Raw genomic sequence first — 25,290 nt, forward strand, 5'->3', positions numbered from 1 at the left:
ACCCGCGATTTTTTTGTTTCCGGGCGGAAGGTCGCCTGCTATCCCTTGATCGAGGTGATCTCGTTGGGAACCTCGGGCAGGGTGACGCTCTTTGAGACCTTGCCCGCCTTCAGGTCCACGAGGTGCAGCTCCTGGGTGGCAGGCTCGGTGACATAGGCCGTTTCACCGGAGACGTGCACGGTGGGCCGCGGCTGCTGCCAGTCCAGGGGCTCCTCCCAGGCTCCGACCGCGGCGATAGCCCTCTTCTCTTTCCCGGTCTTTGGGTCGTAGACGTGCAGCTTGCCGTCGGTGCCCAGCAGCAGCGCATCACCTTCGGCGCTGCGGGCCAGGGAGCGGAACGAATAGCTGTAGTCGATGTCGACGAGCTTGAGGGTGTTGGCGGCGGTGTCCGTCAGCGAGAAGGTTCGCGGGCGCTCCAGCTCGGCGTCCTTGTCCTTCTTGTAGTCCCCGAGCACCACGCTCGAGGCCTCGGATCCGGCCTGGTTGCCGATCCGCCCGTAGGCATCCGGCGCGTCGAGCTTGGAGATTTTGTCTCCCTTGATGACCAGGATGCCGTCCTGGCAGCCGACGACTATGGCCTCGTTCTTCGCCACGGCCTCGCCGTGGACGCCCGGGCAGTCCCTGGATTCGGCCACGGTGGTGCGCCGGTCCTCGGCGTCCGCGGCGGAGAGCAGCTTGACGGCATTGACGGCCTCCGAAGTGCCGTCGGTGACCAACAATTTCCCGTCCGAGAGCTGCACCGCGACCCCGTGGTGGGCTTCGGGCAACGCCACGTCATCGGTGCGCGGAAGGGCCCCGTTCTCCAGCTTGGCGGAATCGAAGACGTTGATCTTGCCGGTGGCGTCGTCGAAGAGGGCAGTGCGCCCGGCATGGACGACCGCGTGCCCCGGCTTCCCGGCCGGGAACACCAGGTCGGTCAGCGAGGGTTCGGCGGTGTAGTGGTGGGCATGGTCCCCGTGCTTCTCGGACCAGGCCCCGGCGTCCAGGACCTGGAATCCCCCGGAGGTCGAGACGAGGACACGGCGGCCGTCGCCCGCGGGGTTGACGCGGTTGAAGCCTTCCAGCTTGTGGTCCGAGAGGACGGCGCCGTCCCGTGCATTGGCGACCAGCAGTCCCCCGTCGTAGGTGAGCACGAGCCTGGGGGTGGCGGCCCCTGCCTCGGAGACCTTGGTGGTCGGGCTTGTCGCCGGCGCTTCGGGTACGGTTGCGGCCTGGCCCGGCGCGCTGGAGGCGCATCCCGCCAGCAGGGTGCCGGCGGCCATGAGCGCCAGGGCGCCGGTGCCGATGCGCAACCGGCGGGTACTGGCAACGACCTGGCCGCGGCGCTTGGTGATTAATTTTTCGTGTGACATGGAAATCACGGTAAATTAAATGAGAATCATTCACAACAGTGACAGTGACTCGTAACGGTCTTTTACTATTGAGAATGCATCGCATCTAGTATGGGTGGTTAATCGTTGTCACATGCGCCCCGGCCATTGCTTCCGCGCCACCGTGGACACGCGGACCGGCCACCCCTGCACCCTTTACTCGCCGTAGTCGGTGTCCTTCTACGGGTTCCCGGACTTGTCGTAGGTGGTCCAGATCCCCACCTGGCGTCCGCGATCCAGGCGCCCGGAACGCATGCGGGTGCCGTCGATCCTGAACCACTCCCAGTCCCCGTGGAATTCCCCATCCAGGGTGAACCCGCGCGCCCACAAGCTGCCGTCCTTGTGAAGCTTTTCGAAAGGTTGCAGGTCAGGGGCATTGCCCGCGTCGCGACTCGTCATGGCTACATGGTGCCACAGGTGCCCCGCGGGCAGGCTGGCCCCATCCTGCCCGCGTCGAATACCGTGCCCAACAACCCTTGGACTCCGCCCTACCGCTGGGTAGGATCAGCCGCATGCGGCCCCGCCGGTCCACCTGGACGGGACCACACCAACTCGTCACCTTTCTTGAGGGAGAACCAACGTGTCCGAGAAAATTCCCTTGCGGCGCAATGCATTGATCGCCGCCGCAGCATTCACGCTCCTGGCTTCAACGGCCATGACCGCCCCGGCGCAGGCCCAGCCCGCCGGCCCGAACACGCAGGGGCAGGACAACAAGCAGGACAACGCGCCCACCACGACCATCGAGCTGGTGGGCATCAACGACTTCCACGGCCGCATCGAGGCCAACGGCGCCGAGGCCGGGGCCGCGGTGCTTGCAGGTGCCGTCAAGGACTACAAGGACAGGAACCGCAACACGCTCTTCGTATCGGCGGGAGACAACATCGGGGCCTCCACGTTCACGTCATTCTCCCAGCAGGACAACCCGACCATCGATGCACTCGTCGCCGCCGGGCTGGACGTCTCGGCGGTCGGCAACCACGAATTCGACCACGGCTTCAGCGACCTCGTTGAACGCGTAATCCCCCGCTACGGCGCCGGCGATGCAGCCGCCGGAGCCGACTTCGCGCTGGGCGCCAACGTCTATGAGAAGGGAACCAAGAGCCCCGCCCTCAAGGAATACGCCCTGCGGAAACTCAACGGCGTCACCGTTGGCATCATCGGCACCGTCACCGACCAGACCGGCACCTTGGTCACCCCCGCCGGCATCTCCGGGCTCGATTTCGGGGACCAGCTGGAGGCCGCCAACCGGGTGGCCACGCAACTGAGCGACGGTGAGGATTCCAACGGCGAGGCCGATGTCGTGGTGCTGCTGACCCACGAGGGGTCTTCGAGCACCGATTGCGCAGCCATCGGATCCGAGGACACCTCCTACGGGGAGCTGGTCCGCGGGGCATCGCCTCAGATCGACGCCATCCTTTCGGGGCACACCCATGCGGGCTACTCCTGTTCCTACCCGGTGGACGGCTGGGCCAAGGGCCTTGAACGCCCCGTACTGCAGGCACACCAGTACGGCACCACATTGGACAGCCTGAAGGTCACAGTATCCAAGAAGCACAAGCAGGTCGTGGGACTCGACGCGCAGCTGGTGTCGCTGACCACCGTCGGCGACGACGGGGAAGCAGTCCCCCGCTTCGAATCGGTGCCGAAGGTCGCCGAGATCGTCGAGGCCGCAACGGCCCAGGCAGAGATCGTCGGCGCCCAGAAGATCGGGGCCATCAGCGCGAGCATCACCCGCGGCGGAACCGCCGGGTCCAACCGCGGCGTCGAGTCCTCGCTGGGCAACCTGGTGGCCGACATGCACCTGTGGGCGACCTCCAACGACACGTTCGGCGGAATTCCCGCCCAGATCGCCTTCATGAACCCCGGGGGCCTGCGTGCGGACCTGCTCTTTGGGACCGATGGCACCGTCACCTACAAGGACGCAGCCTCCGTCCAGCCGTTCGGCAACACGCTGTTCACCATGGACCTGACAGGCGCCCAGATCAAGTCGGTGCTCGAGGAGCAGTGGCAGCCGGAGGGGTCCAGCCGCCCCAAGCTGCACCTCGGGATCTCCGAGGGCTTCGGCTACACCTACGACCCGAACGCCGCCCGCGGCGAGCACATCCTGTCCATGAGCTACCAGGGCGAGCCGATCGCCAACGACGCGGTGTTCCGGATTGTCACCAACTCGTTCCTGGCGGCGGGCGGAGACAATTTCTCCACCTTCACCGAGGGCAGCAACGTGGCAGATTCCGGCCAGATCGACCTGGTCGCCTGCATCGGGTACTTCCAGGCCCACCCGCTGGTGGACCCCGCCCCCTTGGGCCGGGCACAAGTAGCCCAGTAACCGGCACGGCCACAGCGACCTTCCGCCCCCGGGAGCGGGAGGTCGCTGTCGCATGTTGGGACGAAACGGAACCCGCGATCCCCTGTGCACGCGGCATCCCGCGCCGAACGCGGGACGCCGTTGCCCCGGCCAGTCGAGGCGGCCTCCCCACTGGCTCTGATTCATTGTTTGTGACATTTTCACGTCATAATAAGCTGTGTCGTTTTGGGAACCGGAGCCTTCAAACCGGTGCCCGATCCGGCGCCTGAGGGTCCAGCAGACCCCGGATCAACGACCGCGGCAGGGACTTGGTCCAGCCAGCCAATCAACCGGGAAGCAATCCGTGCATCAGAAACGCTGTGTCTTGGGACACGCAAGAATAAGGTCACTCATTCAATTCCCTACGGCTCACGACGGCGAATTCGGAGCACGGAATGACCTGGGGTATGGTCAACCGCCCCTGGCGGGACCACGCCGGGCCTCCTTTGCACCGATACACCGGGCCACCGCGGCCCCGGCCCGGCGTCGGGGACGCTCCGAGCACCGCCCGGCCATTGTGAGCCAGCTCGCACCAAGGGCCCTTGGTGGTGTTGCATGACACGCATGAGCAGACTTTCCGTAGAACTTGAACCCGAAGCGGCGGCGCAGCGCGAAACCGCGAATGCTGCCGGCGCCAATCCCACCAAGCATGAGAACGAACTCAAGCGCGGGCTAAGCAGCCGGCACCTGCAGATGATCGCCATCGGCGGCGCGATCGGCACGGGACTCTTCGTTGCCTCGGGCGGCACGATTTCCCAGGCCGGCCCGGGAGGCGCCTTGGTCGCCTACGCCCTGGTCGGCCTGATGGTGTTCCTGCTGATGCAGTCCTTGGGCGAAATGGCGGCCAAGATCCCTGTCGCCGGCTCCTTCCAGACCTTTGCCACGCGCTTCGTCTCCCCTTCCTTCGGGTTCGCGATCGGCTGGAACTACTGGTTCAACTGGGCCATCACGGTGGCCGCGGAGCTGGTCGCCGCCGGCATCATCATGGACTTCTGGCTGCCGGGGGTCCCGGGCTGGATCTGGGCCGGAATATTCCTCGTCGTGCTGACGGGACTCAATGCGCTTTCGGCCAGGTCCTTTGGCGAAAGCGAATTCTGGCTCTCGCTGGTCAAGGTTTCCGCCGTGGTGCTGTTCCTGATCGCCGGCGTGCTCATGATCGTCGGCATCTTCGGGGAGAACTCCCTCGGGCTCAGCAACTGGCAGAACCGCGAGGACGTCTTCCATGGTGGATGGGTTTCGATCATTTCCGTCTTCATGATCGCCGGCTTCTCCTTCCAGGGCACCGAGCTGGTCGGCGTGGCCGCCGGCGAGGCAAAGAACCCCCGGCGCGAGGTGCCCCGGGCGATCCGCAACGTCTTCTGGCGCATCATGATCTTCTACATCGGCGCCATCTTCATCATCGGTTGCCTGATCCCGTTCGCGGACCCGAGCCTGCTCGCCTCCGGCGAAGCCGACGTGGCCGCTTCCCCCTTCACCCTGGTCTTCGAGCGCGCAGGCATCGCCTTTGCCGCCTCGCTCATGAACGCGGTCATCCTCACCGCGATCCTCTCGGCGGGCAACTCCGGGCTGTATGCCTCGACCCGCATGCTGTACTCCATGGCCCATGACGGCAAGGCCCCGAAGATCTTCGGCCGAACAAACTCGCGCGGCGTTCCCATTCCGGCGCTGCTGGCCACCGCCGCGGTGGGACTCTTCGGATTCCTCTCCGCGATCGTCGGCCAGGGTGCCGCCTATGCATGGCTGCTCAACGTCTCGGGCCTGTGTGGCTTCATCGTCTGGGCGGGGATCGCAATCTCGCACTACCGGTTCCGGCGCGGGTTCCTGGCCCAGGGCAACAAGGTCAGCGACTTGCCCTACCGGGCGTCGTTCTTCCCGATCGGTCCGCTGCTGGCGTTCGCCGTGCTGATTCTGGTGATTGCCGGGCAGAACTACGAGGCGGTCGTTGCCGGGCGCGGCATGGAGGTGCTCTCCTCCTACATCGGGTTGCCGATCTTCCTGGGGCTGTGGCTTGTGCACCGGCTTGTCACCAAGTCGAGGGTCGTGCCGTTGCTCGAGATGGACCTGGCCGCACCCCAGGACGTCGAAGACGAGATCGCGTCCAAGGTCTAGCCCGAACGGCATCCCGCCGGGGAACCTACTGCACGCGCTGCGGGGATCCCCGGCGATAGCCGCTGGCCACCACGCCGAGCCAGAGCTGGACGCCGGCAACGAGGATCAGCAGCAGCAACGGCAGGGTCCAGTCGCCGCTGAGCGAGTACAACAGCCCCATGCCGAACGGCCCGCTGGTGGCCACCAGATATCCGACCGACTGGGCCAGCGTGCTCATCGCGGTGGTTTCCTCCGCGTTGTCCCCGCTGTATGAGATCACCAGCAGCACCAGGGGGAACACGGAGAACCCGATTCCCATGGCCACCGCGCACAGCCAGGCCAACGAGAGGGGCAGCCACACCAGGCCCCCGAGCCCGGCGGCAACCATGACCGAACACATGATGAAAGCTCCGCGCAGCATCCCGTGCTTGTTGACGAGCCAGAGGGAGAGCATGGTTGCGGGGATCGTCATGGCCTGCAATATCCCGAGGATGATCCCGGCGTCGGCCGGGGCCATGGACCGGGAGATCAGGATGCTGGGCAGCCAGCTCATCATGGCGTAGGCCATCAATGCCTGCACGGTGAAGAGCCCGGTGATGACCAACCCGCGCCGGGTACGGATGAGCGAAAGCGGGCTGACACCCGATGGCGACGGCGCGGCCGCCCTCTCCGAGCGGGCCATGACCATGAAGGGCAGGAAGGCGAGCACTGCGGCCAGCGCCAGGAAGCTCCAGGTGGCAAGGCCCAGCGTGGGGGAACCGGCGGCCAGTGCCAACGGGACGCTTAATGCGGAGGCGGCGGTGGCGCCCACCGACATCGTGATCGTGTACATCCCGGTCATCATCGAGGTCTTCTCCGCAAAGTTCTCGCGGATAAACGACGGCATGGCCACATTGCACAGCGCGATGCCGCACATGGCGGCCACCGTTCCGGCCAACAGGGCCCAGGTGGTCGGCAGCGCCCTGAAGGCCAGCCCGGCGGCAAGCACGCCCAGGGCCAGCAGTATCGTTCCGGAGAGGCCAAGTCGCCGGGCCAGCCAGGCCGTCGCCATTCCGGCCACGGCAAAAACCAGGGTGGGGATCGAGGGCAGCAGCGCCGTGACGAACGGGCCGTAGCCCAGGAATTCCTGCAGGTCCAGAAAGAGCGGCGAGGCGCTGGTGATGCCCGCGCGCAGGTTCAGCCCGACCAAGATCACGGCCAGCAGCGACAACACCATGAATCCACGGGGCGCCGAGCGTGGCATCGGTCGGGAACCGTGGGTTTCAGCTGTCGGGTTATCCTTCTTGGGCATGCTCACAGGGTACTGGGCAAGTCCATTCCGAAGCCTGCGGACCGGGAGCAAGGTTGCTCACACCGCGGCCGCATACCGGGAATCCACCGAGGTGCTGCCTCCCATCCGCAAAGGGGTTGCAGAACGTGGCACGGCCCCGTGGACGGTTGCCGTTTCCCGTGGCCCCGGCTCCGCGATACGGGCCTAGGTGGCTTGCGGGTCCCCGGAAAGCCACAGACGCACTTGCTCCGCGGCGGCCTCAAGAGTGGCCAGGGCCTCAGGCAGATTCAGCCGCGCCATGAGCAGCGCACTCATGGTCAGCCCGGCGACAATGCGGGCCCGGGAAAGAACCAGCGCTTCGGTTTGCATCGGGTCAGCCGCGCGCAGGGCGCCGGCAACGCCGTCCCGCAACTCGATCTGGTAGCCATCGATCAGGAGCCTCAACGCCTCGTCGTTTCCCGCGATGCCCGCCGCGGTGTTCAGCAATAGGCATCCTCGGCTCGTGGTCCGATCCGCGGACTTCACCAGGGCATCTGACAATGACGCCAAGTAGTTCGAAACGCCCAGGGCGGGTTGCGTGGCGCTGTGCAACAGGTTCAACCGAGGTCGCAGGATCGTCTCCATGTAATCCTGGATCACCGCATCAAACAGGCCCCGCTTGGAGCCAAAGCCATGATAAATGCTTGAACGGCCCAGGCCCGTGGCGGACTCAAGATCCGCGATCGATGTTGCATCGAATCCCTTCTCCCAAAAGACGCGCCGGGCATCGCCGAGTGCCTTGCCGGTATCGAATTCTTGCGTTCTGGCCATGGAACCCGAACCCCCTATTTTGTGTAACGGTCGTTCCAGTATATATTGGAATGAGCGTTACACAATCACATTTCCGACCAAGGGGCGCTCCAGATGTTGTTGACAACCATGATTTTCGCCGGCCTGGCCGCCGCGGTCCATGTGTACATTTTTGTATTGGAGTCCCTGCGCTGGGACTTCCCTTCCACCCGCAAGGCCTTCGGGATCAAAACGGACGCCGAGGCAAGCGCGACCAAGCCGCTGGCCTTCAACCAGGGGTTCTACAACCTGTTCCTGGCCGTCCTCACGGTTGCCGGCATGGTCTTTGTACTTGCATCGTCTACGACGGTCGGAGCAACGCTGATCTTTGCAGGCACGGGCTCGATGGTGGCGGCGGGCCTGGTCCTGCTCCTTTCCTCGCCCAAGCTTGCCCGCGCGGCAATGCTCCAGCTCGCTGCGCCCGCCTTGGCCATTGTTTTTGGCGTGCTTGCCTTCGCTCGCTAAGTCCCCCGGTTATCCCTCTGAAAAGGAGCTCCGACTTCATGTCCACTTCCACCAGCACCCAGATCCACCTGGCCAGCCGCCCCACCGGGTGGCCGACGGACTCGAACTTCAGCACCGTCGCGGTGGAACTGCCCGGCCTCGCCGAGGGCGAGATCCGGGTGGCCAACGAATTCATATCCGTTGACCCCTACATGCGCGGGCGCATGAACGACGCAAAGTCCTACGCTGCGCCGTATGCGCTCAACGACGTCATGACGGGCGGCGCGGTCGGCCGCGTGGTCGAATCACGCGCGGACGGATTCACCGTTGGCGACCCGGTGCTGCACCAACTGGGATGGCGGGATGTCTCCCAGGGCGCAGCAAGCCATTTCCGCGTGGTGCACGAGATTCCGGGCCTGCCACTGTCCGCCCACCTCGGCATCCTGGGCATGACTGCCTTCACGGCCTATGTGGGCTTGCTCGAAATCGCCGGGCTCAAGGGCGGCGAAACCGTATTCATCTCCGGTGCTGCGGGGGCCGTGGGAAGCGCGGCGGGACAGATTGCGCGCCTCAAGGGAGCCAAGCGCGTCATCGGGTCCGCCGGAAGCGATGCGAAGGTCGAGCTGCTGACCGAAAAGTACGGCTACGACGCCGCCTTCAACTACAAGGACGGACCCGTCCGCGGGCAGTTGCACGAAGCGGCTCCGGAAGGCATCGACGTTTATTTCGACAATGTGGGTGGCGAACACCTGGAGGCCGCACTGGATTCATTCAACCCCGGCGGTCGCGGCGCCCTGTGCGGAGCCATCTCCGTGTACAACTCGACGAAGGCCCCGGTGGGTCCGCGAAACATGAGCAACATGGTGACGCGGGGACTGAACCTCAAGGGGTTCACCGTGGGGAACTATGCGGAGCACTACCCGGCGTTCATGGCCGACATGTCCGAATGGATCGCCCAGGGGAAGATCGTTTTCGACGAAACCATCGTCGAGGGCCTGGAGAACGCTGTTGATGGATTCCTGGACCTGATGCGCGGGGCCAACACCGGCAAGATGGTCATCAAGCTCTAACGGGCCGGGAAGCCGGTCAGAGTTGCCGTGATTCCGTGTAGAACCATTCAATGTGTTCGCGCAGCAGCTTTGCCGCCATCGAGCCGTCGCCACTCGCGACCGCCGTGTGGATGCCGTGGTGCTGGGCCCGAAGGACCTTGGCGATATTCTGCCAGGCGGCGTCGCTGGCCACCGATTCACTGACATAGTCGCTGATCGACAGGCGCAGCGATTCCATCATGGCCTCGATGACGGCGTTGCCGGCCAGGGACGAGAGCAACACATGGAATTGGGAATCGAGGTCGTGGAATTCCTCGCGGTCCAGGCCCGGTGAGTCCATGGCCTCAAGCAACTCGCCCGTCTTCCGCAGCACCTGGGCGCTGCGTTCGGGGTTGCTGCCCAGGTCGGCGGACTCGGCGGCCCAGGTTTCCAGCAGGATGCGGGACTCGACGATGTCTGCAACCGAAAGCTGGCGCGAGGCAACGTGAAGCCGCAGTGTCGCCGAAAGGCCAACGGCAGGATCGGAAATGACCACGGCACCGGAGTTGGGCCCGGACCCGGAGGACGTGCGCACCACGCCCATGGCGTCAAGAATGCGGATGGCGTCGCGGACCGAGGCCCGGGAGATCCCATGCGATTCGGCCAGGGACCGCTCGCCCGGCAGCTGGTCGCCGATCTTGATCTTTCCCGAGCGCAGGTCGGCTTCGATGCTGGTCAGGACAGTCTCGTAGGCGCGGGCCGGTTGCGGCGAATTCTTTGCTTTGCTTCTCACTGCTTCTTGTCCCCATGGTCATTGCTCATGTGTGGCCCTTGACCGCACGACGAATCATTCAAGCCTAATGGGTTGCGGAGCCGGCGACGGCCCCGTGTTTCGGCGATATTCTTCGCCGACGCACGGGGCCGCTTGCCGGCCGTCGCGGCCGGTGTTGCAGGGCCCGCGTTACGGGGTCGGCAACATCCAGCCCAGGATTGGCGTGGACTGCAGGTACACGAGCACACACAGCACCAGCAGCATGCCCACGGACCAGCCGGCAACCTTCTTCAGGATGACCGATTCCTTGCCTTCCATGCCCACCGCGGTGGCGGCAATGGCCAGGTTCTGCGGGGAAATCAGCTTGCCCACCACGCCACCGGAGGTGTTGGCGGCAACCAGCAGGTTCGGGTCGATTCCGGCGTTGATGCCTGCGGTCTGCTGCAGCTTCGCGAACAGCGCATTGGCCGAAGTGTCCGAACCAGTGACGGCCGTGCCGATCCAGCCCAGCATCGGGGACAGGAAGGCAAAGAACGCGCCGGTTCCCGCGAGCCAGGTGCCGATGGTGATGGTCTGGCCCGACAGGTTCATGACGTAGGCCAGGGCCAAGACGGAAAGGATCGTCGTGGCTGCCCACCGCATGTTGTAGATGGTGCGCCCGATTTCCAGCACGGCTTCCGAGACCTTGATCTTGTACTTTCCCCCGTCGTCATTGAGGGAGTAGACAATGGCGACAATCAGACCGGTGATCAGCAGCAGGGTGCCGGGGTTCGAGAGCCACTGGAAGTTGTAGATCGTCGAGGAAACGGGCTTGCCCTCGCCGTTGAGGACGTGGCCGTAGAGCAGGGGCCACTGGATCTTCACGTCGGTGGAGGCCAGCGCGCCGGGGATGTTCACGCCCAGCTTCCAGAGCTTGGCAATGCCGAAGACGACGATGACCAGCAGGTAGGGGAAGAGTGCCAGGAACGTGGGTCCAACTTCCAACTTTTGCTCGTGTCCGCGGTAAGCGGTGGCCGATCCGGCGCTGCCGCCCTTGCCTGCATGCTTACCTGCGTGCTGCACTCCCTCGGCGGCTTCGCCCACAAGGACGCGGGCACGGGCCTCATCGCGGCCCTTCGGGGTCCAGAAGCGCAGGAAGATCACGGCGGCACCCAGGCCGGCGAGCGAGGCGACGATGTCGGTGAGTTCGTAGGAGAAATAGGTGGCGCAGAGGAACTGGGCCACTGCAAAGGAACAGCCAATGACCAGGGCTGCGGGCCAGACTTCCTTGACGCCTCGCTTGCCGTCAAGAATGAACAGCAGCAGGGTCGGCACGAAGATGGCCAACAGCGGAGCCTGGTGGCCGACGACGGCGCCGATGTGGTTTGCGTCCAAGCCCGTCAGGCCGGCTGCGGTGGTGATGGGGATTGCCACGGCACCGAAGGCCACCGGAGCGGTGTTGGCAACCAGCACCGCGGCGGCCGCACGCAGCGGGGCCATGCCGAGGGCCAGCAGCATCGTCGCGGTGATGGCCACCGGTGCGCCGAAACCGGCCAGTGCCTCGAGCAGGCCACCGAAGCAGAAGGCAATCAGGATGGACTGGATGCGGATATCGCCGCCGCCGATCACGTCAAAGACGCGACGCAGATCCTCAAAACGGCCCGAGACGACGGTGACTTGGTAGAGCCAGATCGCCATGATGACGATCCAGACCACCGGGAAGGCCCCGAAGACCGCGCCCAGTACCCCCGACATCAAGGCCATGCCCAGGGGCATCTTGAAGACAAAGATTGCGACCAGGATGGCAACAAGCAATGAGGTAAGGCCGGAAACGTACGCCTTGGCCTTGACGACTGCCAGCATGACGAAGAACGTCAGCAGCGGCAGCAGGGAAATAATGGCCGAAAGCGCAATGCTTCCTGCCAGCGGATCGGTGGTGGGTGTAAAGGTGTCCACTGGGCGTCCTTCGCGTTGGGAGTGGATCGCGGATAAGGGTGGTTCTTGGTGGACGCCGGTAGACATCCGTGGTCGGACCACTATGGTCCGACCACACCAGCATAACCCAAGGCGTAGCGAAATGGTGAGTGGTGTCACAAAATTTTTTTGCCCCGGCTTCCGGGTGGACGTGGGCCCGATCACGTCCTAGTATGGTCAGACCACATCAATTCCTCGGCTGAGCACGCCGGAAGGATCACTGAATGAAAATCGCACTTTTCGCCACCTGCATCGTTGACGCCATGTATCCGCAAACTGCTCGCGCCACGGTCAAGATTCTCGAACGACTGGGCCACGAGGTCGTCTTCCCCACCGGGCAGGCATGCTGCGGCCAGATGCACATCAACTCCGGCTACATGGACGAGGCACTCCCCGTGGTCACCAACCACGTGAAGGCCTTCGAGGCCGAAACCTACGACGTGGCCGTTGCCCCGTCTGGATCCTGCGTTGCCTCCGTCAAGCACCAGCACCCGGTCCTCGCCGAGCGCTGCGGGGACACCGCCCTGAAGGCACGCGCCGAGGCCGTGGGCGCCAAGACCTACGAGCTGTCCCAGTTGCTGGTCGACGTCCTCGGCGTGACCAATGCCGCCGAACAGCTCGGCTCGCATTTCCCGCACAAGGTCACCTACCACCCGTCCTGCCACGGCATGCGGTCGCTGAAACTGGGCGACCGGCAGCTGGACCTGCTCAAGTCCGTGAGTGGCATTGAGTTCGCGGACCTGCCCGAGGCCGACCAGTGCTGCGGTTTTGGCGGCACCTTCTCCCTGAAGAACGCGGACGTTTCAACCGCAATGCTTCAGGACAAGGCCAGGAACATCGAGTCCACCGGCGCCTCGCTGTGCGCCGGCGGCGACGCCTCCTGCCTCATGCATATCGGCGGCGGGCTCTCGCGCACCAAGTCGGATGCGACGACGCTTCACTTTGCCGAGATCCTGGCAAGCACCATTGACGAGCCGGTCTCGGTGACCGGCGAGATCCTCGTAGGAAAGGCGGGCGTGCGATGAGCAACGTCTTCATGGGCATGCCGACCCTTCCGGTCTTCGGCGACGGCAACCTCCACATCGAGGAACCGTTTCCGGCAGCCGCGCACCGCGAACTGGGCAACACCCAGATGCGTGCCAACCTGCGCCACGCCACCCACACCATTCGCGACAAGCGCCTGAAGGTCGTCGCCGAGCTTCCCGACTGGGAGGAACTGCGCGACGCCGGCTCCGCCACCAAGAACCACGTCATGTCCAACCTGCCGGCGCTGCTGGAGGAGTTCGAAACGAACTTCACCGCACGCGGCGGCGTGATCCACTGGGCCCGCGACGCCCACGAGGCCAACCGGATCGTCGCGGACCTGATCCGCGAGCAGGACACCACCGAGGTCGTCAAGGTCAAGTCCATGGCCACCCAGGAGATCGGGCTCAACGAATACCTCGAGGAACAGGGCATCTCCGCCTTCGAGACCGACCTGGCCGAGCTGATCGTCCAGCTGGGACACGACAAGCCCAGCCACATCCTGGTGCCGGCCATCCACAAGAACCGCACCGAGGTGCGCGACATCTTCCTCAAGGAGATGCCGAACGTGGACCCGAACCTCACCGACGAACCGCGCCTGCTGGCCATGGCCGCCCGCGAACACCTGCGCCGCAAGTTCCTCTCCGCCAAGGTCGCCATCTCCGGTGCCAACTTCGCGCTGGCCGATTCAGGCACCCTGGCCGTGGTCGAATCCGAGGGCAACGGCCGGATGTGCCTGACGCTGCCCGAAACCCTGATCACCGTCATGGGCATCGAAAAGCTGCTGCCCGCCAAGGACGACCTCGAGGTCTTCATGCAGCTGCTTCCGCGTTCCTCCACCGGCGAGCGCATGAACCCGTACACCTCGCTGTGGACCGGGGTTACCGAGGGCGACGGACCGCAGAACGTGCACCTGGTGCTGCTGGACAACGGACGCACCGCGGCCCTGGCCGACAAGTACGGGCGCACCGCGCTGAACTGCATCCGCTGCTCGGCCTGCATGAACGTGTGCCCGGTCTACGAGCGCACCGGCGGCCACGCCTACGGATCCACCTACCCGGGCCCGATCGGCGCGATCCTCACCCCGTTGCTCACCGGCATCAAGTCCGAGGAGAATAGCTCGCTGCCCTACGCGTCCTCACTCTGCGGCGCCTGCTACGACGCCTGCCCGGTGAAGATCAATATCCCCGAGATCCTGGTGCACCTGCGCGGGGAGGACGTGGATTCAAAGCGCGGGGCAAAGAAGCTTCCGAGCCAGATGGACCTGATGATGAAGGGCGGGCAGTGGGCGTTCTCCTCCGGGAAGCACCTGGGCCTGCTGGAGAAGGGTTTGCCGCTGGGCAAGCTCGCGGGGGGACGCGACAAGAAGATCAAGCGCCTTCCCGGCATCGCGGCCGGCTGGACGCAGTCCCGCGACATCCCCGCTCCCCCGTCCCAGTCGTTCCGCGACTGGTGGAAGAAGGACCACGAGCCGGTTGCCCCCATCAACGAGCAGGAGAAGCTGACCAAATGAGTGCCAAGGAAGAAATCCTCTCCCGCATCACCTCCGCCCTGCGCGATGCCCCGGCACCGGGACCGGTCCCCCGCGAGTACCGGATGTCCTCGGACATGCCGGAGGCCGAGCTCATTGAGCTGCTGGTCGACCGGCTCGAGGACTACAAGGCGCACGTGGACGTCGTGGAATCCGGGCAGCTGTCGGCGACCATTGCCGAACGCCTGAAAGACGCCGCCAGCTATGTGGTGCCGCACGGCATCGACGAGACCTGGCTTGTCGATGCCGCGCTGGCCAACGACCCGCGCCGCCGCAACGATGCTCCGGGCGCCGTGCTGAGCGTGGCCGAGTTGGACGGCACCAGCGCGGTGCTCACTTCCTCGGCCGTGTCCATCGCCGAGTCCGGCACCATCGTGCTGGACGGCAGCGGCGACCAGGGCCGCCGCGCGATCTCGCTGGTCCCGGACCACCACGTGTGCGTGGTCCCGGTCTCCACGATTGTGCGCCTGCTCCCCGAGGCGCTGCCGCGCATGGACATCACCCGCCCGCTGACCTGGATCTCCGGTCCCAGCGCGACCAGCGACATCGAGCTCGAGCGCGTCGAGGGCGTGCACGGCCCGCGCCAGCTGGACGTCATCATCGTCAAGGGGCTCTAGGCCCTCAACCACGAAAGCGGTTCCGCGGCTCACACGTATTCGTGCACCGCGGAACCGCTACTCGCGTTGAGGCCGTTAGACTGCGATCCCGTGAACGGGTGCCACGGCACGAAGCCGGCCGAAGCTAGTCGGATGCCGTCCACGCGTCACGTTTGTCCTGCACCGCGAATGAGGTTCACCCCGCGATTTGCACCGGCCCCGAGGAACGAGCCGCCGGCCGGCTCGTTCCCCGGTGAGTCCGACAGGCAGACGGTTATCGTTTGCCGTTGACCATCTGCGGCACGTTCAGCGGGTTGGCATCTTGCAGCGCCTCGGGAAGCAGGCCCTGTGGAAAGCCCTGATATGCCACGGGGCGCAGGAAGCGAGAGATCGCCGCGGTGCCCACGGAGGTGCTGCCCACGGATGTGGTTGCCGGGTACGGGCCGCCATGCTGCTGCGCGTAGGTCACCGAGACGCCAGTCGGCCACTGATTCCACAGCACGCGGCCTGCCTTGCGGGAGAGCACCTCGATCAGGTCGGCGACCTCGCAGTTTTCGGTGCCCACGAGGGTGGCTGTCAGCTGGCCCTCGAAGCTTTCGGCCAGGGCAACGAGTTCCGACTCGTCGGTGTATTCGACGACCAGTGCGGTCGGGCCGAAGCACTCGGTCTGCAGGGACTCCGGGTGTGCCAGCAGGTCGTTGGCGCTGGTGAGCAGCAGGGTCGGGCTCGGCGGCTCGGCCAGCGGGTTCGAGCCCTGGGCCAGGACCTGGACCTTTTCGTGGCCCTGCAGGGCCCCAAGCACCTCGACGTAGCCGGCCTGGATGCGCGCGTTGAGCAGCGCTGCCGCGGCCGGAAGTTCGATGGCGCGCAGAGTTTCCACGATTTCCGATCCGCGCGGGACGAAGATCGTTCCCGGTTTGGTGCAGAACTGTCCGGCGCCCATGGTGAAGGAAGCGACGAATTCGCGGGCGATCGCGGCGCCGCGCTCGGCCGCAGCGGCGGCGGTGACGAAGACGGGGTTGTTGCTGCCGAGCTCGCCGTAGAACGGGATCGGCTCGGGCCGGGCGTTGGCCATGTCGAAGAGCGCGCGGCCGCCGGGGATCGATCCGGTGAAGCCCGCTGCCTTGACGCGGGGGTCCTTCAGCGCGGTGGCGCCGGCCTCGGTGCCCATGACCAGGGCGAAGACTCCGGCGGGGACACCGGCCGCCACTAGCGCCTCGGTGATGGTGGCGGCCGTGGCCATCGAGAGTTCCGGGTGGCCAGAGTGTGCCTTGAGGATGACGGGGTTGCCGGCGGCCCATGCGGAGGCGGTGTCTCCCCCCGCCACGGAGAACGCGAACGGGAAGTTGCTGGCCGCAAACACGACGACGGGCCCCATGGGCTCTAGCACGCGGCGCAGGTCCGGGCGGGGCGCGCCCATCGGCCACTGAGCGTCGGCGTGGTCGATACGGGCGTCCAGGTACGCGCCGTCGCGCAGCACCTCTCCGAAGAGGCGCAGCTGGAAGGTGGTGCGCTTGAGCTCGCCGGTCAGGCGGGCCTGCGGCAGGTTGCTCTCCTCCATGGCGATCGGGATGAGGGTGCTTGCTGCGGTGTCAAGGGCGTCCGCAACCTGGTCCAAGACCTCGGCACGCTCGGACGGGCGCAGGGCGGCCCACGAGGATGCTGCCTGCTGGGCTGCGACGAGGATTTCCTCGAGCTCGGTGGCGGTCGTCGGTGTGACGGTGATGGTGCTCGTCATGATGGGGTTCGTCCTTTCACGGGGGGGGAATTCGGTGGTGACCCGCCGGTCAGAGCCCGGGGGTCAAAACTTTGCGTTCGGTCAGGAGTCCTGGGGCTGCCGGGAGTCCAGGGTACTTATCTCTCCCAGGGTCAGCGGGGCCGCGACGGGGCGCTTGGCGAAAGCCGCAAACGAGGCTTGTTCGGCCCCGGCATCCTCGGTGCACTTGGAGGAGAGGCAGGAGGCGGCATAGCCGCAGACCCTGCCCTGGCACCAGCCCATCCCGGCGCGGGTGAAGGACTTCATGGTGCGCGCATCCGTGGCGCCCAGGGTGTCGCGAGCGTAGACGACCTCGGCGTGGCTAACCTCCTCGCACCGGCACACCAGGGTGTCGTCAGTGAGCAGGTCATCCCACTTTTCGGGGACGGGGTGCGCCCGATGCATGGCCCCGGCGAACCGGCGGTGGCGCTGGATCAGCCGTGCTGTGCCGGCGCTTGGCACCTCGCCATTGGCCGCGGCGGCCCCCGCAACGAGTCCCTCGGCAACGGCCAGTACGGCCCCGCCGACGCCCGTCACTTCACCGGCAAGGTAAAGGCCCGGCACGTTAGACGCCTGTTGGTCGTCGACGACGCATACCAGGGAGCCGTCGGCGTCGATGCGGGTCATGGCCCCCAGGGCAACGGCGAGTTCGACCTGCGGGGTGAAGCCCCAGCCGAAACCAACGACGTCCACATCCTCAAGCAGCAGGTCAGTTCCCGCAATCACGGCTCCCTCGGCGTCTACCTTGGCGATGCGCACCGAGGATGCGCTGGACTCCCCCAGCACCTCGGTGACAACCGTGCGCGTGCGGTAGCGTATGCGTTGCCTGGCAAAGACGGCAGCGTATTCCGCACCCTCGAGGGCCTTGCCCGGAACGCCGCTTGCGGCGCCCAGATGCGGCAGCCAGTTGGCCAGCGAGGAGGATTCGCACACTGCCACGACCTTGCCGCCGGCCTCGGCGATGTTTGCGGCGACCGGCAGCAGGAAGGGCCCTGTTCCTGCCACCACAAAGCGCTTGCCCGGCACGGCTCCGTTGGCCTTGATGAACGCCTGGATCCCGCCGGCAGCCATGACGCCGGGCAGTTCCCATCCCGGCACCGGCAGCTGGCGGTCGTAGCCGCCGCTGCAGGAAACCAGCTTGTCGGCGCGCACCGTTGCGGTGTCGATTGCGGTGCCGGTGGCGGGGGTCAGTCGCAGCACAAAGCGACCTGCGTCCTCACGCTCGACCATCCACACCTGGGTGTTGGGCAAGTATCGCAGCGAGCCGCGTGAGACGGCGTCGTCAAAGCGTGCCCGCAAATCCAGGTAGGTCTTCCAGTCGTGGTGGCCTTGGCCATCGGGGTCCGGGAATACGGATTCGGGACGGTGGCGCCAGAACTGGCCGCCGGGCTGGGCGCCGGCGTCGAGGACGACGACCCTTGCATCGCGTTCGGCCGCGGCAACTGCAGCGGACAGGCCGGCTGGGCCGGCACCAATGACCGCTACGTCGAAGGCAATTTCCTCGTGGGAGCTCATGCGTCGAAGTCCCCTTCAATGTTCATGGAGTCGCAGGCCTCTACCAGGCAGGCACGCTGGTTGGGTTGCCCGTCGATGGTGACCAAGCAGTCGTAGCAAGCACCTATACCGCAGAACAGGCCGCGCGCCTTTCCCTCGTTGCGGGTGGTGCGCCAGGCCTTGATGCCCTCGCCCATCAGGATGGCTCCGACGCTCTGGCCGGCATCGGCCGTCACCCGGGCGTTGTTGAGTGTCACGGTGATCCGCCGCGGTGTGGTGCTCATACTGCTGACTCCTGTGGGACTTTTCCGGTCGGGGTGAATGCGCCGAAGCGTTCGGGGGCGAAGGGCGCCAGTGACATGTCGGGGACCAATCCGGCCAGGGCCTGTGCCACGAGCTTTCCGGTGCCGGCGGACAGACCAATGCCCGCGCCTTCGTAGCCGCTGGCGTGCCAGAGGCCTGGCGCACGCGGGTCGTGCCCGATGACCGGCAGGTGGTCCGGGCAGTAGGGGCGAAAGCCGTGGTAATGGCGGATGATCCGCGTCTTCTCCAGGAACGGGAAGAGCGCGATCGCGTTGGCGGCCATCTGGCGCAGGGCGTCGGTGTTGACGCTGCGGTCGAATCCGACGCGCTCGCGGGAGGATCCGATCAAGATTGACCCGGCGGGGGTGCCCTCGACCACTGGGGAGGACTGCAGCCCGGCGTCGGAGCTGCCGACGTTGTCCACGTACTCGGCCGCGTACACCTTGTGGTGCACCATCGGCGGCAACGGTTCGGTGACCATGACAAAGCCCTTGCGGGGCTTGACCGGCACGTTGACCCCGGCCAGTGCCGCGATGTCCTCGGACCAGCTGCCCGCGGCGTTGACGACGGCCGGGGCGTGGAATTGCCCGCGCTCGGTCTTCACCCCGGCGACGGTTTGGCCGTTGCGTACAAACCCGGTGACCATAGTGTTGGTGATGACTTTTGCGCCGGCGGCTCGGGCCAACTTGAGCAGGTGCCCTGCAACTAGCATCGGCTGGACCTGGCAGTCGTCCGGGTACCAGGCTGCGCCCAGCGCGTCAGGGGAAATGTTGGGCTCGAATTCGCGCAGCCGCGGGATGTCGACTCGTTCTACGTCGATCCCGTTGGCGGCTTGCGCCTTGGTCAGGCGGTCCAGAGAGGCAAGCGAGGATTCGCGCGAGGCGACGATGATCCCACCCTTGGACTCGAATTCCCAGTGAGCTGCGTGTTCGGCCAGGTCGCCGCGCCAGGTGTCCAGCGAGAACTTTGTCAGCTCGAGTTCCGGGCCGAGTTCCTTGTCCGATACCAGAATGTTGCCCTCGCAGGCGGAACTGGTTCCGCCTGCCGGCAGGCCGCGCTCCAGCACTGTCACGGAAAGTCCCTGCATAGTGGCGAAATATGCAATCGCCGAGCCAATGACTCCGGCACCGATGACGATCACGTCGCTGGGCGCATTCATGTTTACTCCTGGTTACTGGGTGTTCTGCTCTGGTGCATCTTGATCCGGGGTGCCGGTGTTCCACATGCCCCGAGCGTGGTTGATATGGCGGATCATCAATTCGTAGATCGCCTCCCCGTCGCCCCGTTCCACACAATCGATCATTTCGTGGTGTTCCTGGGCCGAGCCGTCCAATTGATCGTTCTCCATTAGCGTCTTGAGGCCATACATGCGCGTCCGCAGGCGCAGCGACGTTGCCAGTTCAACGAGTTGTTTGTTTCCCGCGAAGCTCAGCAAACGTGCGTGGAACTCACGGTCAGCGGCAAGGTACGCTTCCGGGTCCTTGTCCCGGGCCGTGCGGACGATGACATCTGCCAGCGAACGGAGGTCGGAAATGCTGTCACTTGGGACCGATTCCAGGGCACGCTTAGTCGCTGCCGGTTCCACCAGCAGCCGGATCTCAGCGATTTCCTCGAGTTCCGCGTCCGTCATGCCCGTGATCCTGAAGCCCTTGTTCTTGACTGTCTCAACCAGCCCCTCACGGACCAGGTCCATCATGGCTTCGCGCACCGGAGTTGCCGAGACGCCAAAGGCCGCACCCAAACTCGGTGCAGAGTACAGTTCCCCTTCCACCAGGTCGCCCGAGATAATCGAGGTTCGGAGCCGCTCGGTGACCGTCTCACGCAGGCTCATCTGGCGATCGAGCTTCTCAATGGTGAATTTTGAATTTCCGCTCATGGTCTGTTCTCCGATTTTCACAGGTGCGCTCATGCTTCTTTACTCCAGTGATCTTCATACACCACTGCGGCGGAAACCAAGTCTTCCCATGCCATGCCCACACCCGTGTAGAGCGTAGGCTTGCCCCCGACACGGCTGAATTTGCCGTTCACCAGGTCCTTGAGGTTTGCCGGGTTGATCTGTTTCCACTCTTCGACGCTACGCGCGGGGATCAAATCCCCGCTTTCGCGCCAGGAGGAAGCACGACCCTCGACGACGACCTCGGAGCGCTTGACGAGCGTCTCGTCGACCTCGCGGGCGTCGAGCCCGTGCTGCCCCACCGAAGCGATGATGGCGTGGGCGGCCGGCAGCGATCCGTCAAAGAGCGGTGTCGGCGAGGAGGTGACGCACAGGATCACGTCCGCGTTAGGCACATCCTCCACGCTGCCGCGGGTGACAGTGATGTCTTCGGCTGCCAGCTGCTCGATCAGTATCTGGATCCGCTCGATCCGTTGACCCACCACGGCGAAGGTGCCGTCGGGGAAGACCGCCTGGGCGGCCCGGATGTGGTTGACAGCTTGGATGCCCGCCCCGAAGACCAGTACCCTGGGCGTCCGCGTGAACGGAGTGCTGCCCGGCGCGTCTGCGATGTTTTTGACCGCCGTCAGTGTCGCCGCCGGGGTGCGGATGGCCGTGAGTTCCGCGCCGTCCATGGAAGCAATGGGCGTGAGGTTCGAGGAACCAAAGAGCAGATAGACGCCCTGGATCTTTTCTTCGCCCTTGGCCGGGTTCAGCGGGGCGATGGTTGCAACCTTGAGCCCGGTATAGCCCTGGCCGATCGCCGGCATCAGAAGGAATTCACCGTCGGGTGCCGGCGCAAAGATGCGCGGGCCGTCGATTTCCGGATCCGTCTGGCCGCGAAGCGCATCCTCGATGGCGGCGATAGCGCGGTCAAAGGGAAGCGAGGCGCGAACCGCGGCAGCGTCAAAATATGGCAGATTCACAGCAGGAATCCCTCCGGGAATGGGTCACTCGGGTCAAGGAAATATTGGGCGGTGCCGGTGATCCAGGCCCGTCCGGTCACGGTGGGGATGACGGCGGGCAGGCCTCCGACGGTGGTTTCCTCAACCAAACGGCCAGTGAATTGCGAGCCGATGTATGACTCGTTGATGAAGTCGGTGTCCATCGCCAGTTCGCCGCGGGCATGGAGTTGGGCCATGCGGGCGCTGGTGCCGGTGCCGCACGGCGAGCGGTCGAACCAGCCCGGGTAGATGGCCATGGCGTGGCGAGAGTGCTCGGCGGTGGAGCCCGGGGCCTTGAGGTAGACGTGGTGGACGCCGCGGATGTCGTCGCGTTCGCGGTGCACGGGCTCGTCGACCACATTGATGGCGTCCATGATGGCCAGGCCGGCGGTGATCAGGTCGTCCTTGCGTTCGCGTTCGAACGGCAGGTCCAGGTCCTCGAGCTCGACGACGGCGTAGAAGTTGCCGCCGAAGGCGAGATCGTAGTTCACAGTGCCGTAGCCAGGGACCTCGACCGATGCGTCCAGGCGGTCGCTGTAGGAAGGCACGTTGCGGATGGTCACAGATTCGGCCTGTCCGTCCTTGACTGCGACCTCGGCGATGACCAAGCCGGCCGGGGTGTCCAGGCGCACGGTGGTCACGGGTTCGTGGACCTCGACCATGCCGGTTTCCACCAGCACGGTGGCCACGCCGATGGTGCCGTGTCCGCACATCGGCAACAGCCCGGAAACCTCGATGTACAGGACGCCGTAGTCTGCGTCGGGGCGCGTAGAGGGCTGCAGGATCGCGCCGCTCATCGAGGCGTGTCCGCGCGGTTCGCACATCAGCAGGGTGCGGATCCAATCGCTGTGCTCCATGAACCAGAGGCGACGCTCTGCCATGGTTTCTCCGGGAATGGTGCCGATGCCTCCGGTGATGACGCGGGTCGGCATGCCTTCGGTGTGGGAATCCACTGCGTGGAAGATCCTGTTGGTGCGCATGTTGCAAACTCTCTAGTGAATCGTCGGTGATTGCGGTGCCGCCGTTGGCCGGCCCCTGTTTGCGGGACAGGCCAACGGCAAGGCAGTTTCGAGGTTACTTGTAGCCCTTGGCCACTGCTGCCTCGGTGTCGGCGATGACTGCGGCACGCACGGCGTCGGTCAGCGGGCCGCGCGGCGGTCGGCACACGCCGCCGTTGAGGCCCACGACGTCCATCGAGAGCTTGATCGACTGGACGAACTCGGTCTTGGTGTCCCAGCGCAGCAGCGAGTGCAGGTCGCGATAGATCTCGCGGGCGCGCTCCAGGTCCGAAAGGTTGCCGGAGGTGGCCAGGCGGTAGAGCTCGACGGTGGCGTGCGGGATGGCGTTCGGGTAACCGGCTACCCATCCAACGGCGCCGGCAAGGCCCATTTCCAGGACGGTGTCATCGGTGCCGATGAGGATGTCCATGCCCGGTGCCAGTTCCTTGATTTCGTAGGCACGGCGCGGATCGCCGGTGAATTCCTTGATGCCGACGATCAGGCCTTCGTGGAACAGGCGTGCCACCAGTGCCGGGGTGAGGTCGACCTTGGTGTCGATCGGGTTGTTGTAGGCGACAACCGGCAGGCCTGCGGAGGCGGCGAGGCGGAAGTGCTCGACTACCTCGTCGTCGGTTGCGCGGTAGGTGTTCGGCGGCAGGCACATAATGGCGTGTGCGCCGGCGTCCTTGGCCTGCTGTGCCCACTTCTGGGTCTGCAGTCCGCCGTAGGCGCCAACTCCGGCCATGACAACGAAGCCCTCAGGTGCCGCGGCAACAGCGGTTTCGATGACCTTGGCACGCTCTTCATCGGACAGGGTCTGGTACTCGCCCAGCGAACCGTTCGGGGCGATGCCGTCGCAGCCGCTGCTGGCAAGGAAGCGAACGTGGTCGGCGAATGCTTCGTAGTCGACCGAGTAGTCGTCCTTGAACTGCAGCGCCGATGCGACGATGACTCCGTGCCAGGGCTTCTTAGTGGTGCTCATGTGGTGTTCCTTTCAAGGGGACTTTTCGGTGTTTTGCAAAGTTGGGGTGATGCCTTGGACTTCATGCCGTACATCACATTTAGATAGTATCATGTGACATTGCACAGGCGGAAGGGGTTCCAATGAATTAGTTCTTCCGAGTTCCGCCAGAAGCCAAAGACGCCTGGTTCTTGGCGATTTCCGCCGCCTCCTCGACCCAGAAGTCGGCACCGCGAATTCCCAGGGAATTGGGGTCGAAGACGGGGTCCAGGCCGGCCTTGCACTGCCTGTCGTAGTCGCGGGTGACCTTGTAGACCACCGATGTGAGCGCCAGCAGGCAGAGCATGTTGATCCAACCAAGGGTTCCGTAACCAATGTCGCCGATCGCCCACATAGCATCGGCACTGGTGATGCCGCCGAAGAAGGTGATGCCGAGCATGCCCAGCTTCAAGGCCCAGTCCAGCACCGGGTTGTCGTCGCGGCCGGTGAGGTAGACCAGGTTGGTCTTGGCGATGTAGAAGAACGCAACAAGCGTGGTGAAGGCGAAGAAGAAAAGTGCGACGGCCACGAATCCCGGGCCGACGCCCGGCAACACGGTACTTATGGCCTGTTGGGTGTACGCGGCGCCGGCTTTGAGGTCCGGTACGCCCTGGATCAGGACCGTGCCATCGGGGGCCGTGACGTTGTAGGAGCCGGTCATGATAATCATTAGGCCGGTCGCGAAGCAGACAACAACGGTGTCGATGTAGATCGAGAAGGCCTGGACCAGGCCCTGCTTGGCAGGGTGGGACACCGAGGCGGCTGCGGCGCCGTAGGTCCCCTCCCCCACGCCAGCGACATTGGAGAACACCGCGCGTCGCACGCCCCAGGCCACGGCCGCGCCGACGATGCCGCCGAAGACCTGGTGGACGCCGAAGGCCGAGGACAGGATCAGCCCGATGGTCGGGATGATCTGATCGAAGTTCACGGCGACGATCACCAGTGCGGCAAGGATGTAACCCACGGCCATGACCGGGACCATCAACTGTGCAGCACCGACGATCCGCTTGGTTCCGCCGATGATGACAAACGCCATGAGTGCGGTGATGCCAACGGCACTGACCCAGGTGGGAACGCTGAACGCTGTCTCGACGCTGGAGGCGATGTTGTTGGACTGGACGCCCGGAAACACGAACCCGTAGCCGACCATGGCCACGAACGACACCGTGACGGCCAGCCACTTGAGCTTCAGGCCGTGCTCGATGTAGAACGGCATGCCACCGCGGTGCTCGCCGTTGATGCGGCGCTTGTAGACTTGGGCCAGTGTGGATTCGGCGAAGGAGCTGGCCGATCCGAGCAGTGCGCAGAGCACCATCCAGAACAGCGCGCCGGGGCCGCCGGCCGCGATTGCCGTTGCAACGCCGGCGATGTTGCCCACGCCCACGCGGCTTGCCAGGGTCAGAAGCAACGCCTGGACCGGCGAGATGCCGTCCGAGCTGTTCTTCTTGCTCATGATCTGGCGGATCATGTCAGGGAATCGCCGGAACTGGACGAAACCGGTTAGTAGGGTGAAGAACAATCCGACGGCCAGGGCGAAGTACGCCATGGGGTTCCAGATCGCATCGTTGATGCTGGTGAGCATGTCCATATTTATTCCTTAAGTCTTTCGGGCAGC

General features: G+C 65.1%; 22 protein-coding genes. 7 read left to right on the forward strand and 15 right to left on the reverse strand.

The features are described 5' to 3' along the window. Positions 1 to 38 precede the first annotated feature (38 nt). The gene (gene aztD, locus ACIPVK_RS13125; protein WP_407612489.1) at positions 39 to 1,352 is read right to left on the reverse strand and encodes a zinc metallochaperone AztD; all 1,314 of its coding nucleotides are present in this window, start codon (positions 1,350 to 1,352) and stop codon (positions 39 to 41) included. Between the two features lie 198 nt (positions 1,353 to 1,550). After that, positions 1,551 to 1,769 (reverse strand): toxin-antitoxin system YwqK family antitoxin, encoded by a 219-nt coding sequence (locus tag ACIPVK_RS13130; protein WP_407612422.1) that lies wholly within the window; start codon positions 1,767 to 1,769, stop codon positions 1,551 to 1,553. Between the two features lie 181 nt (positions 1,770 to 1,950). Here ACIPVK_RS13130 and ACIPVK_RS13135 point away from each other — a divergent pair, with 181 nt between their 5' ends. Together ACIPVK_RS13135 and ACIPVK_RS13140 are read left to right on the forward strand one after the other, a co-directional pair. Further along, positions 1,951 to 3,696 carry a bifunctional metallophosphatase/5'-nucleotidase gene (locus ACIPVK_RS13135; RefSeq protein WP_407612423.1) on the forward strand — a complete coding sequence of 582 codons (1,746 nt, stop codon included), beginning with the start codon at positions 1,951 to 1,953 and terminating at the stop codon, positions 3,694 to 3,696. Positions 3,697 to 4,278: 582 nt separating this feature from the next. Further along, positions 4,279 to 5,823, forward strand: coding sequence for an amino acid permease (locus ACIPVK_RS13140; protein WP_407612424.1), 1,545 nt, complete (start codon positions 4,279 to 4,281; stop codon positions 5,821 to 5,823). 25 nt (positions 5,824 to 5,848) lie between these two features. Here ACIPVK_RS13140 and ACIPVK_RS13145 read toward each other — a convergent pair whose 3' ends face one another. Then, positions 5,849 to 7,018 carry an MFS transporter gene (locus ACIPVK_RS13145; protein WP_407612425.1) on the reverse strand — a complete coding sequence of 390 codons (1,170 nt, stop codon included), beginning with the start codon at positions 7,016 to 7,018 and terminating at the stop codon, positions 5,849 to 5,851. A 258-nt stretch (positions 7,019 to 7,276) separates the two neighbouring features. Further along, entirely contained in the window at positions 7,277 to 7,882 is a 606-nt protein-coding gene (locus ACIPVK_RS13150) for a TetR/AcrR family transcriptional regulator (protein ID WP_407612426.1), read from the reverse strand. Between the two features lie 93 nt (positions 7,883 to 7,975). Here ACIPVK_RS13150 and ACIPVK_RS13155 point away from each other — a divergent pair, with 93 nt between their 5' ends. Beyond that, entirely contained in the window at positions 7,976 to 8,365 is a 390-nt protein-coding gene (locus ACIPVK_RS13155) for a DUF1304 domain-containing protein (protein ID WP_407612427.1), read from the forward strand. Between the two features lie 38 nt (positions 8,366 to 8,403). Continuing rightward, positions 8,404 to 9,414 carry an NADP-dependent oxidoreductase gene (locus tag ACIPVK_RS13160; RefSeq protein WP_407612428.1) on the forward strand — a complete coding sequence of 337 codons (1,011 nt, stop codon included), beginning with the start codon at positions 8,404 to 8,406 and terminating at the stop codon, positions 9,412 to 9,414. Positions 9,415 to 9,430: 16 nt separating this feature from the next. Here ACIPVK_RS13160 and ACIPVK_RS13165 read toward each other — a convergent pair whose 3' ends face one another. Beyond that, positions 9,431 to 10,165: a FadR/GntR family transcriptional regulator gene (locus ACIPVK_RS13165; protein ID WP_407612429.1), complete on the reverse strand. Its 735-nt coding sequence runs from the start codon at positions 10,163 to 10,165 to the stop codon at positions 9,431 to 9,433. Between the two features lie 168 nt (positions 10,166 to 10,333). Continuing rightward, the gene (locus ACIPVK_RS13170) at positions 10,334 to 12,079 is read right to left on the reverse strand and encodes an L-lactate permease (protein ID WP_407612430.1); all 1,746 of its coding nucleotides are present in this window, start codon (positions 12,077 to 12,079) and stop codon (positions 10,334 to 10,336) included. A 242-nt stretch (positions 12,080 to 12,321) separates the two neighbouring features. Here ACIPVK_RS13170 and ACIPVK_RS13175 point away from each other — a divergent pair, with 242 nt between their 5' ends. Genes ACIPVK_RS13175 through ACIPVK_RS13185 form a run of 3 tightly spaced genes read left to right on the forward strand, consistent with a single transcriptional unit; the run spans position 12,322 to position 15,268 of the window. Further along, the gene (locus ACIPVK_RS13175) at positions 12,322 to 13,122 is read left to right on the forward strand and encodes a (Fe-S)-binding protein (RefSeq protein ID WP_407612431.1); all 801 of its coding nucleotides are present in this window, start codon (positions 12,322 to 12,324) and stop codon (positions 13,120 to 13,122) included. Continuing rightward, positions 13,119 to 14,633, forward strand: a complete 1,515-nt coding sequence (locus ACIPVK_RS13180; protein ID WP_407612432.1) for a LutB/LldF family L-lactate oxidation iron-sulfur protein — start codon at positions 13,119 to 13,121, stop codon at positions 14,631 to 14,633. Before ACIPVK_RS13175 ends, ACIPVK_RS13180 begins: the two co-directional genes overlap by 4 nt. Next, positions 14,630 to 15,268, forward strand: coding sequence for a lactate utilization protein C (locus tag ACIPVK_RS13185; protein ID WP_407612433.1), 639 nt, complete (start codon positions 14,630 to 14,632; stop codon positions 15,266 to 15,268). Before ACIPVK_RS13180 ends, ACIPVK_RS13185 begins: the two co-directional genes overlap by 4 nt. A gap of 253 nt (positions 15,269 to 15,521) precedes the next feature. Here the strand turns inward: ACIPVK_RS13185 and ACIPVK_RS13190 are convergent, their stop codons facing one another. The 9 genes from ACIPVK_RS13190 to ACIPVK_RS13230 form a co-directional block, all read right to left on the reverse strand. Next, complete coding sequence (locus ACIPVK_RS13190; RefSeq protein WP_407612490.1) at positions 15,522 to 16,988, reverse strand: aldehyde dehydrogenase (NADP(+)); 1,467 nt, start codon at positions 16,986 to 16,988, stop codon at positions 15,522 to 15,524. 78 nt (positions 16,989 to 17,066) lie between these two features. Next, positions 17,067 to 18,518: an FAD-dependent oxidoreductase gene (locus ACIPVK_RS13195; protein ID WP_407612434.1), complete on the reverse strand. Its 1,452-nt coding sequence runs from the start codon at positions 18,516 to 18,518 to the stop codon at positions 17,067 to 17,069. Further along, on the reverse strand, positions 18,515 to 18,781 hold the full coding sequence (locus tag ACIPVK_RS13200) for a (2Fe-2S)-binding protein (protein ID WP_407612435.1): 267 nt from the start codon (positions 18,779 to 18,781) through the stop codon (positions 18,515 to 18,517). Before ACIPVK_RS13200 ends, ACIPVK_RS13195 begins: the two co-directional genes overlap by 4 nt. Further along, on the reverse strand, positions 18,778 to 19,959 hold the full coding sequence (locus ACIPVK_RS13205) for an NAD(P)/FAD-dependent oxidoreductase (protein ID WP_407612436.1): 1,182 nt from the start codon (positions 19,957 to 19,959) through the stop codon (positions 18,778 to 18,780). The genes ACIPVK_RS13200 and ACIPVK_RS13205 overlap by 4 nt, the downstream gene beginning before the upstream one ends. A 12-nt stretch (positions 19,960 to 19,971) precedes the next feature. Next, entirely contained in the window at positions 19,972 to 20,709 is a 738-nt protein-coding gene (locus ACIPVK_RS13210; RefSeq protein ID WP_407612437.1) for a GntR family transcriptional regulator, read from the reverse strand. Continuing rightward, positions 20,706 to 21,659, reverse strand: coding sequence for an ornithine cyclodeaminase family protein (locus tag ACIPVK_RS13215; RefSeq protein ID WP_407612438.1), 954 nt, complete (start codon positions 21,657 to 21,659; stop codon positions 20,706 to 20,708). The genes ACIPVK_RS13210 and ACIPVK_RS13215 overlap by 4 nt, the downstream gene beginning before the upstream one ends. Continuing rightward, positions 21,656 to 22,657 carry a proline racemase family protein gene (locus ACIPVK_RS13220; protein WP_407612439.1) on the reverse strand — a complete coding sequence of 334 codons (1,002 nt, stop codon included), beginning with the start codon at positions 22,655 to 22,657 and terminating at the stop codon, positions 21,656 to 21,658. Before ACIPVK_RS13220 ends, ACIPVK_RS13215 begins: the two co-directional genes overlap by 4 nt. Positions 22,658 to 22,751: 94 nt before the next feature. After that, positions 22,752 to 23,657 carry a dihydrodipicolinate synthase family protein gene (locus ACIPVK_RS13225; protein WP_407612440.1) on the reverse strand — a complete coding sequence of 302 codons (906 nt, stop codon included), beginning with the start codon at positions 23,655 to 23,657 and terminating at the stop codon, positions 22,752 to 22,754. A gap of 127 nt (positions 23,658 to 23,784) precedes the next feature. Continuing rightward, positions 23,785 to 25,263 (reverse strand): alanine/glycine:cation symporter family protein, encoded by a 1,479-nt coding sequence (locus tag ACIPVK_RS13230; protein WP_407612441.1) that lies wholly within the window; start codon positions 25,261 to 25,263, stop codon positions 23,785 to 23,787. Positions 25,264 to 25,290: the final 27 nt, after the last annotated feature.

The sequence above is a fragment of the Paeniglutamicibacter sp. MACA_103 genome (assembly GCF_045798555.1).
In the GTDB taxonomy this organism is placed as follows: domain Bacteria; phylum Actinomycetota; class Actinomycetes; order Actinomycetales; family Micrococcaceae; genus Paeniglutamicibacter.

What these genes read in the sequence shown, in the direction of transcription:
- ACIPVK_RS13175 (WP_407612431.1), top strand. Translation starts at nt 12,322, where the DNA reads ATGAAAATCGCACTTTTCGCCACCTGCATCGTTGACGCCATGTATCCG.
- ACIPVK_RS13195 (WP_407612434.1), bottom strand. Translation starts at nt 18,518, where the DNA reads ATGAGCTCCCACGAGGAAATTGCCTTCGACGTAGCGGTCATTGGTGCC.
- ACIPVK_RS13140 (WP_407612424.1), top strand. Translation starts at nt 4,279, where the DNA reads ATGAGCAGACTTTCCGTAGAACTTGAACCCGAAGCGGCGGCGCAGCGC.
- ACIPVK_RS13180 (WP_407612432.1), top strand. Translation starts at nt 13,119, where the DNA reads ATGAGCAACGTCTTCATGGGCATGCCGACCCTTCCGGTCTTCGGCGAC.
- ACIPVK_RS13185 (WP_407612433.1), top strand. Translation starts at nt 14,630, where the DNA reads ATGAGTGCCAAGGAAGAAATCCTCTCCCGCATCACCTCCGCCCTGCGC.
- ACIPVK_RS13200 (WP_407612435.1), bottom strand. Translation starts at nt 18,781, where the DNA reads ATGAGCACCACACCGCGGCGGATCACCGTGACACTCAACAACGCCCGG.
- ACIPVK_RS13160 (WP_407612428.1), top strand. Translation starts at nt 8,404, where the DNA reads ATGTCCACTTCCACCAGCACCCAGATCCACCTGGCCAGCCGCCCCACC.
- ACIPVK_RS13220 (WP_407612439.1), bottom strand. Translation starts at nt 22,657, where the DNA reads ATGCGCACCAACAGGATCTTCCACGCAGTGGATTCCCACACCGAAGGC.
- ACIPVK_RS13130 (WP_407612422.1), bottom strand. Translation starts at nt 1,769, where the DNA reads ATGACGAGTCGCGACGCGGGCAATGCCCCTGACCTGCAACCTTTCGAA.
- ACIPVK_RS13150 (WP_407612426.1), bottom strand. Translation starts at nt 7,882, where the DNA reads ATGGCCAGAACGCAAGAATTCGATACCGGCAAGGCACTCGGCGATGCC.
- ACIPVK_RS13210 (WP_407612437.1), bottom strand. Translation starts at nt 20,709, where the DNA reads ATGAGCGCACCTGTGAAAATCGGAGAACAGACCATGAGCGGAAATTCA.
- ACIPVK_RS13155 (WP_407612427.1), top strand. Translation starts at nt 7,976, where the DNA reads ATGTTGTTGACAACCATGATTTTCGCCGGCCTGGCCGCCGCGGTCCAT.
- ACIPVK_RS13145 (WP_407612425.1), bottom strand. Translation starts at nt 7,018, where the DNA reads ATGGTGTTGTCGCTGCTGGCCGTGATCTTGGTCGGGCTGAACCTGCGC.
- aztD (WP_407612489.1), bottom strand. Translation starts at nt 1,352, where the DNA reads ATGTCACACGAAAAATTAATCACCAAGCGCCGCGGCCAGGTCGTTGCC.
- ACIPVK_RS13225 (WP_407612440.1), bottom strand. Translation starts at nt 23,657, where the DNA reads ATGAGCACCACTAAGAAGCCCTGGCACGGAGTCATCGTCGCATCGGCG.
- ACIPVK_RS13205 (WP_407612436.1), bottom strand. Translation starts at nt 19,959, where the DNA reads ATGAATGCGCCCAGCGACGTGATCGTCATCGGTGCCGGAGTCATTGGC.
- ACIPVK_RS13230 (WP_407612441.1), bottom strand. Translation starts at nt 25,263, where the DNA reads ATGGACATGCTCACCAGCATCAACGATGCGATCTGGAACCCCATGGCG.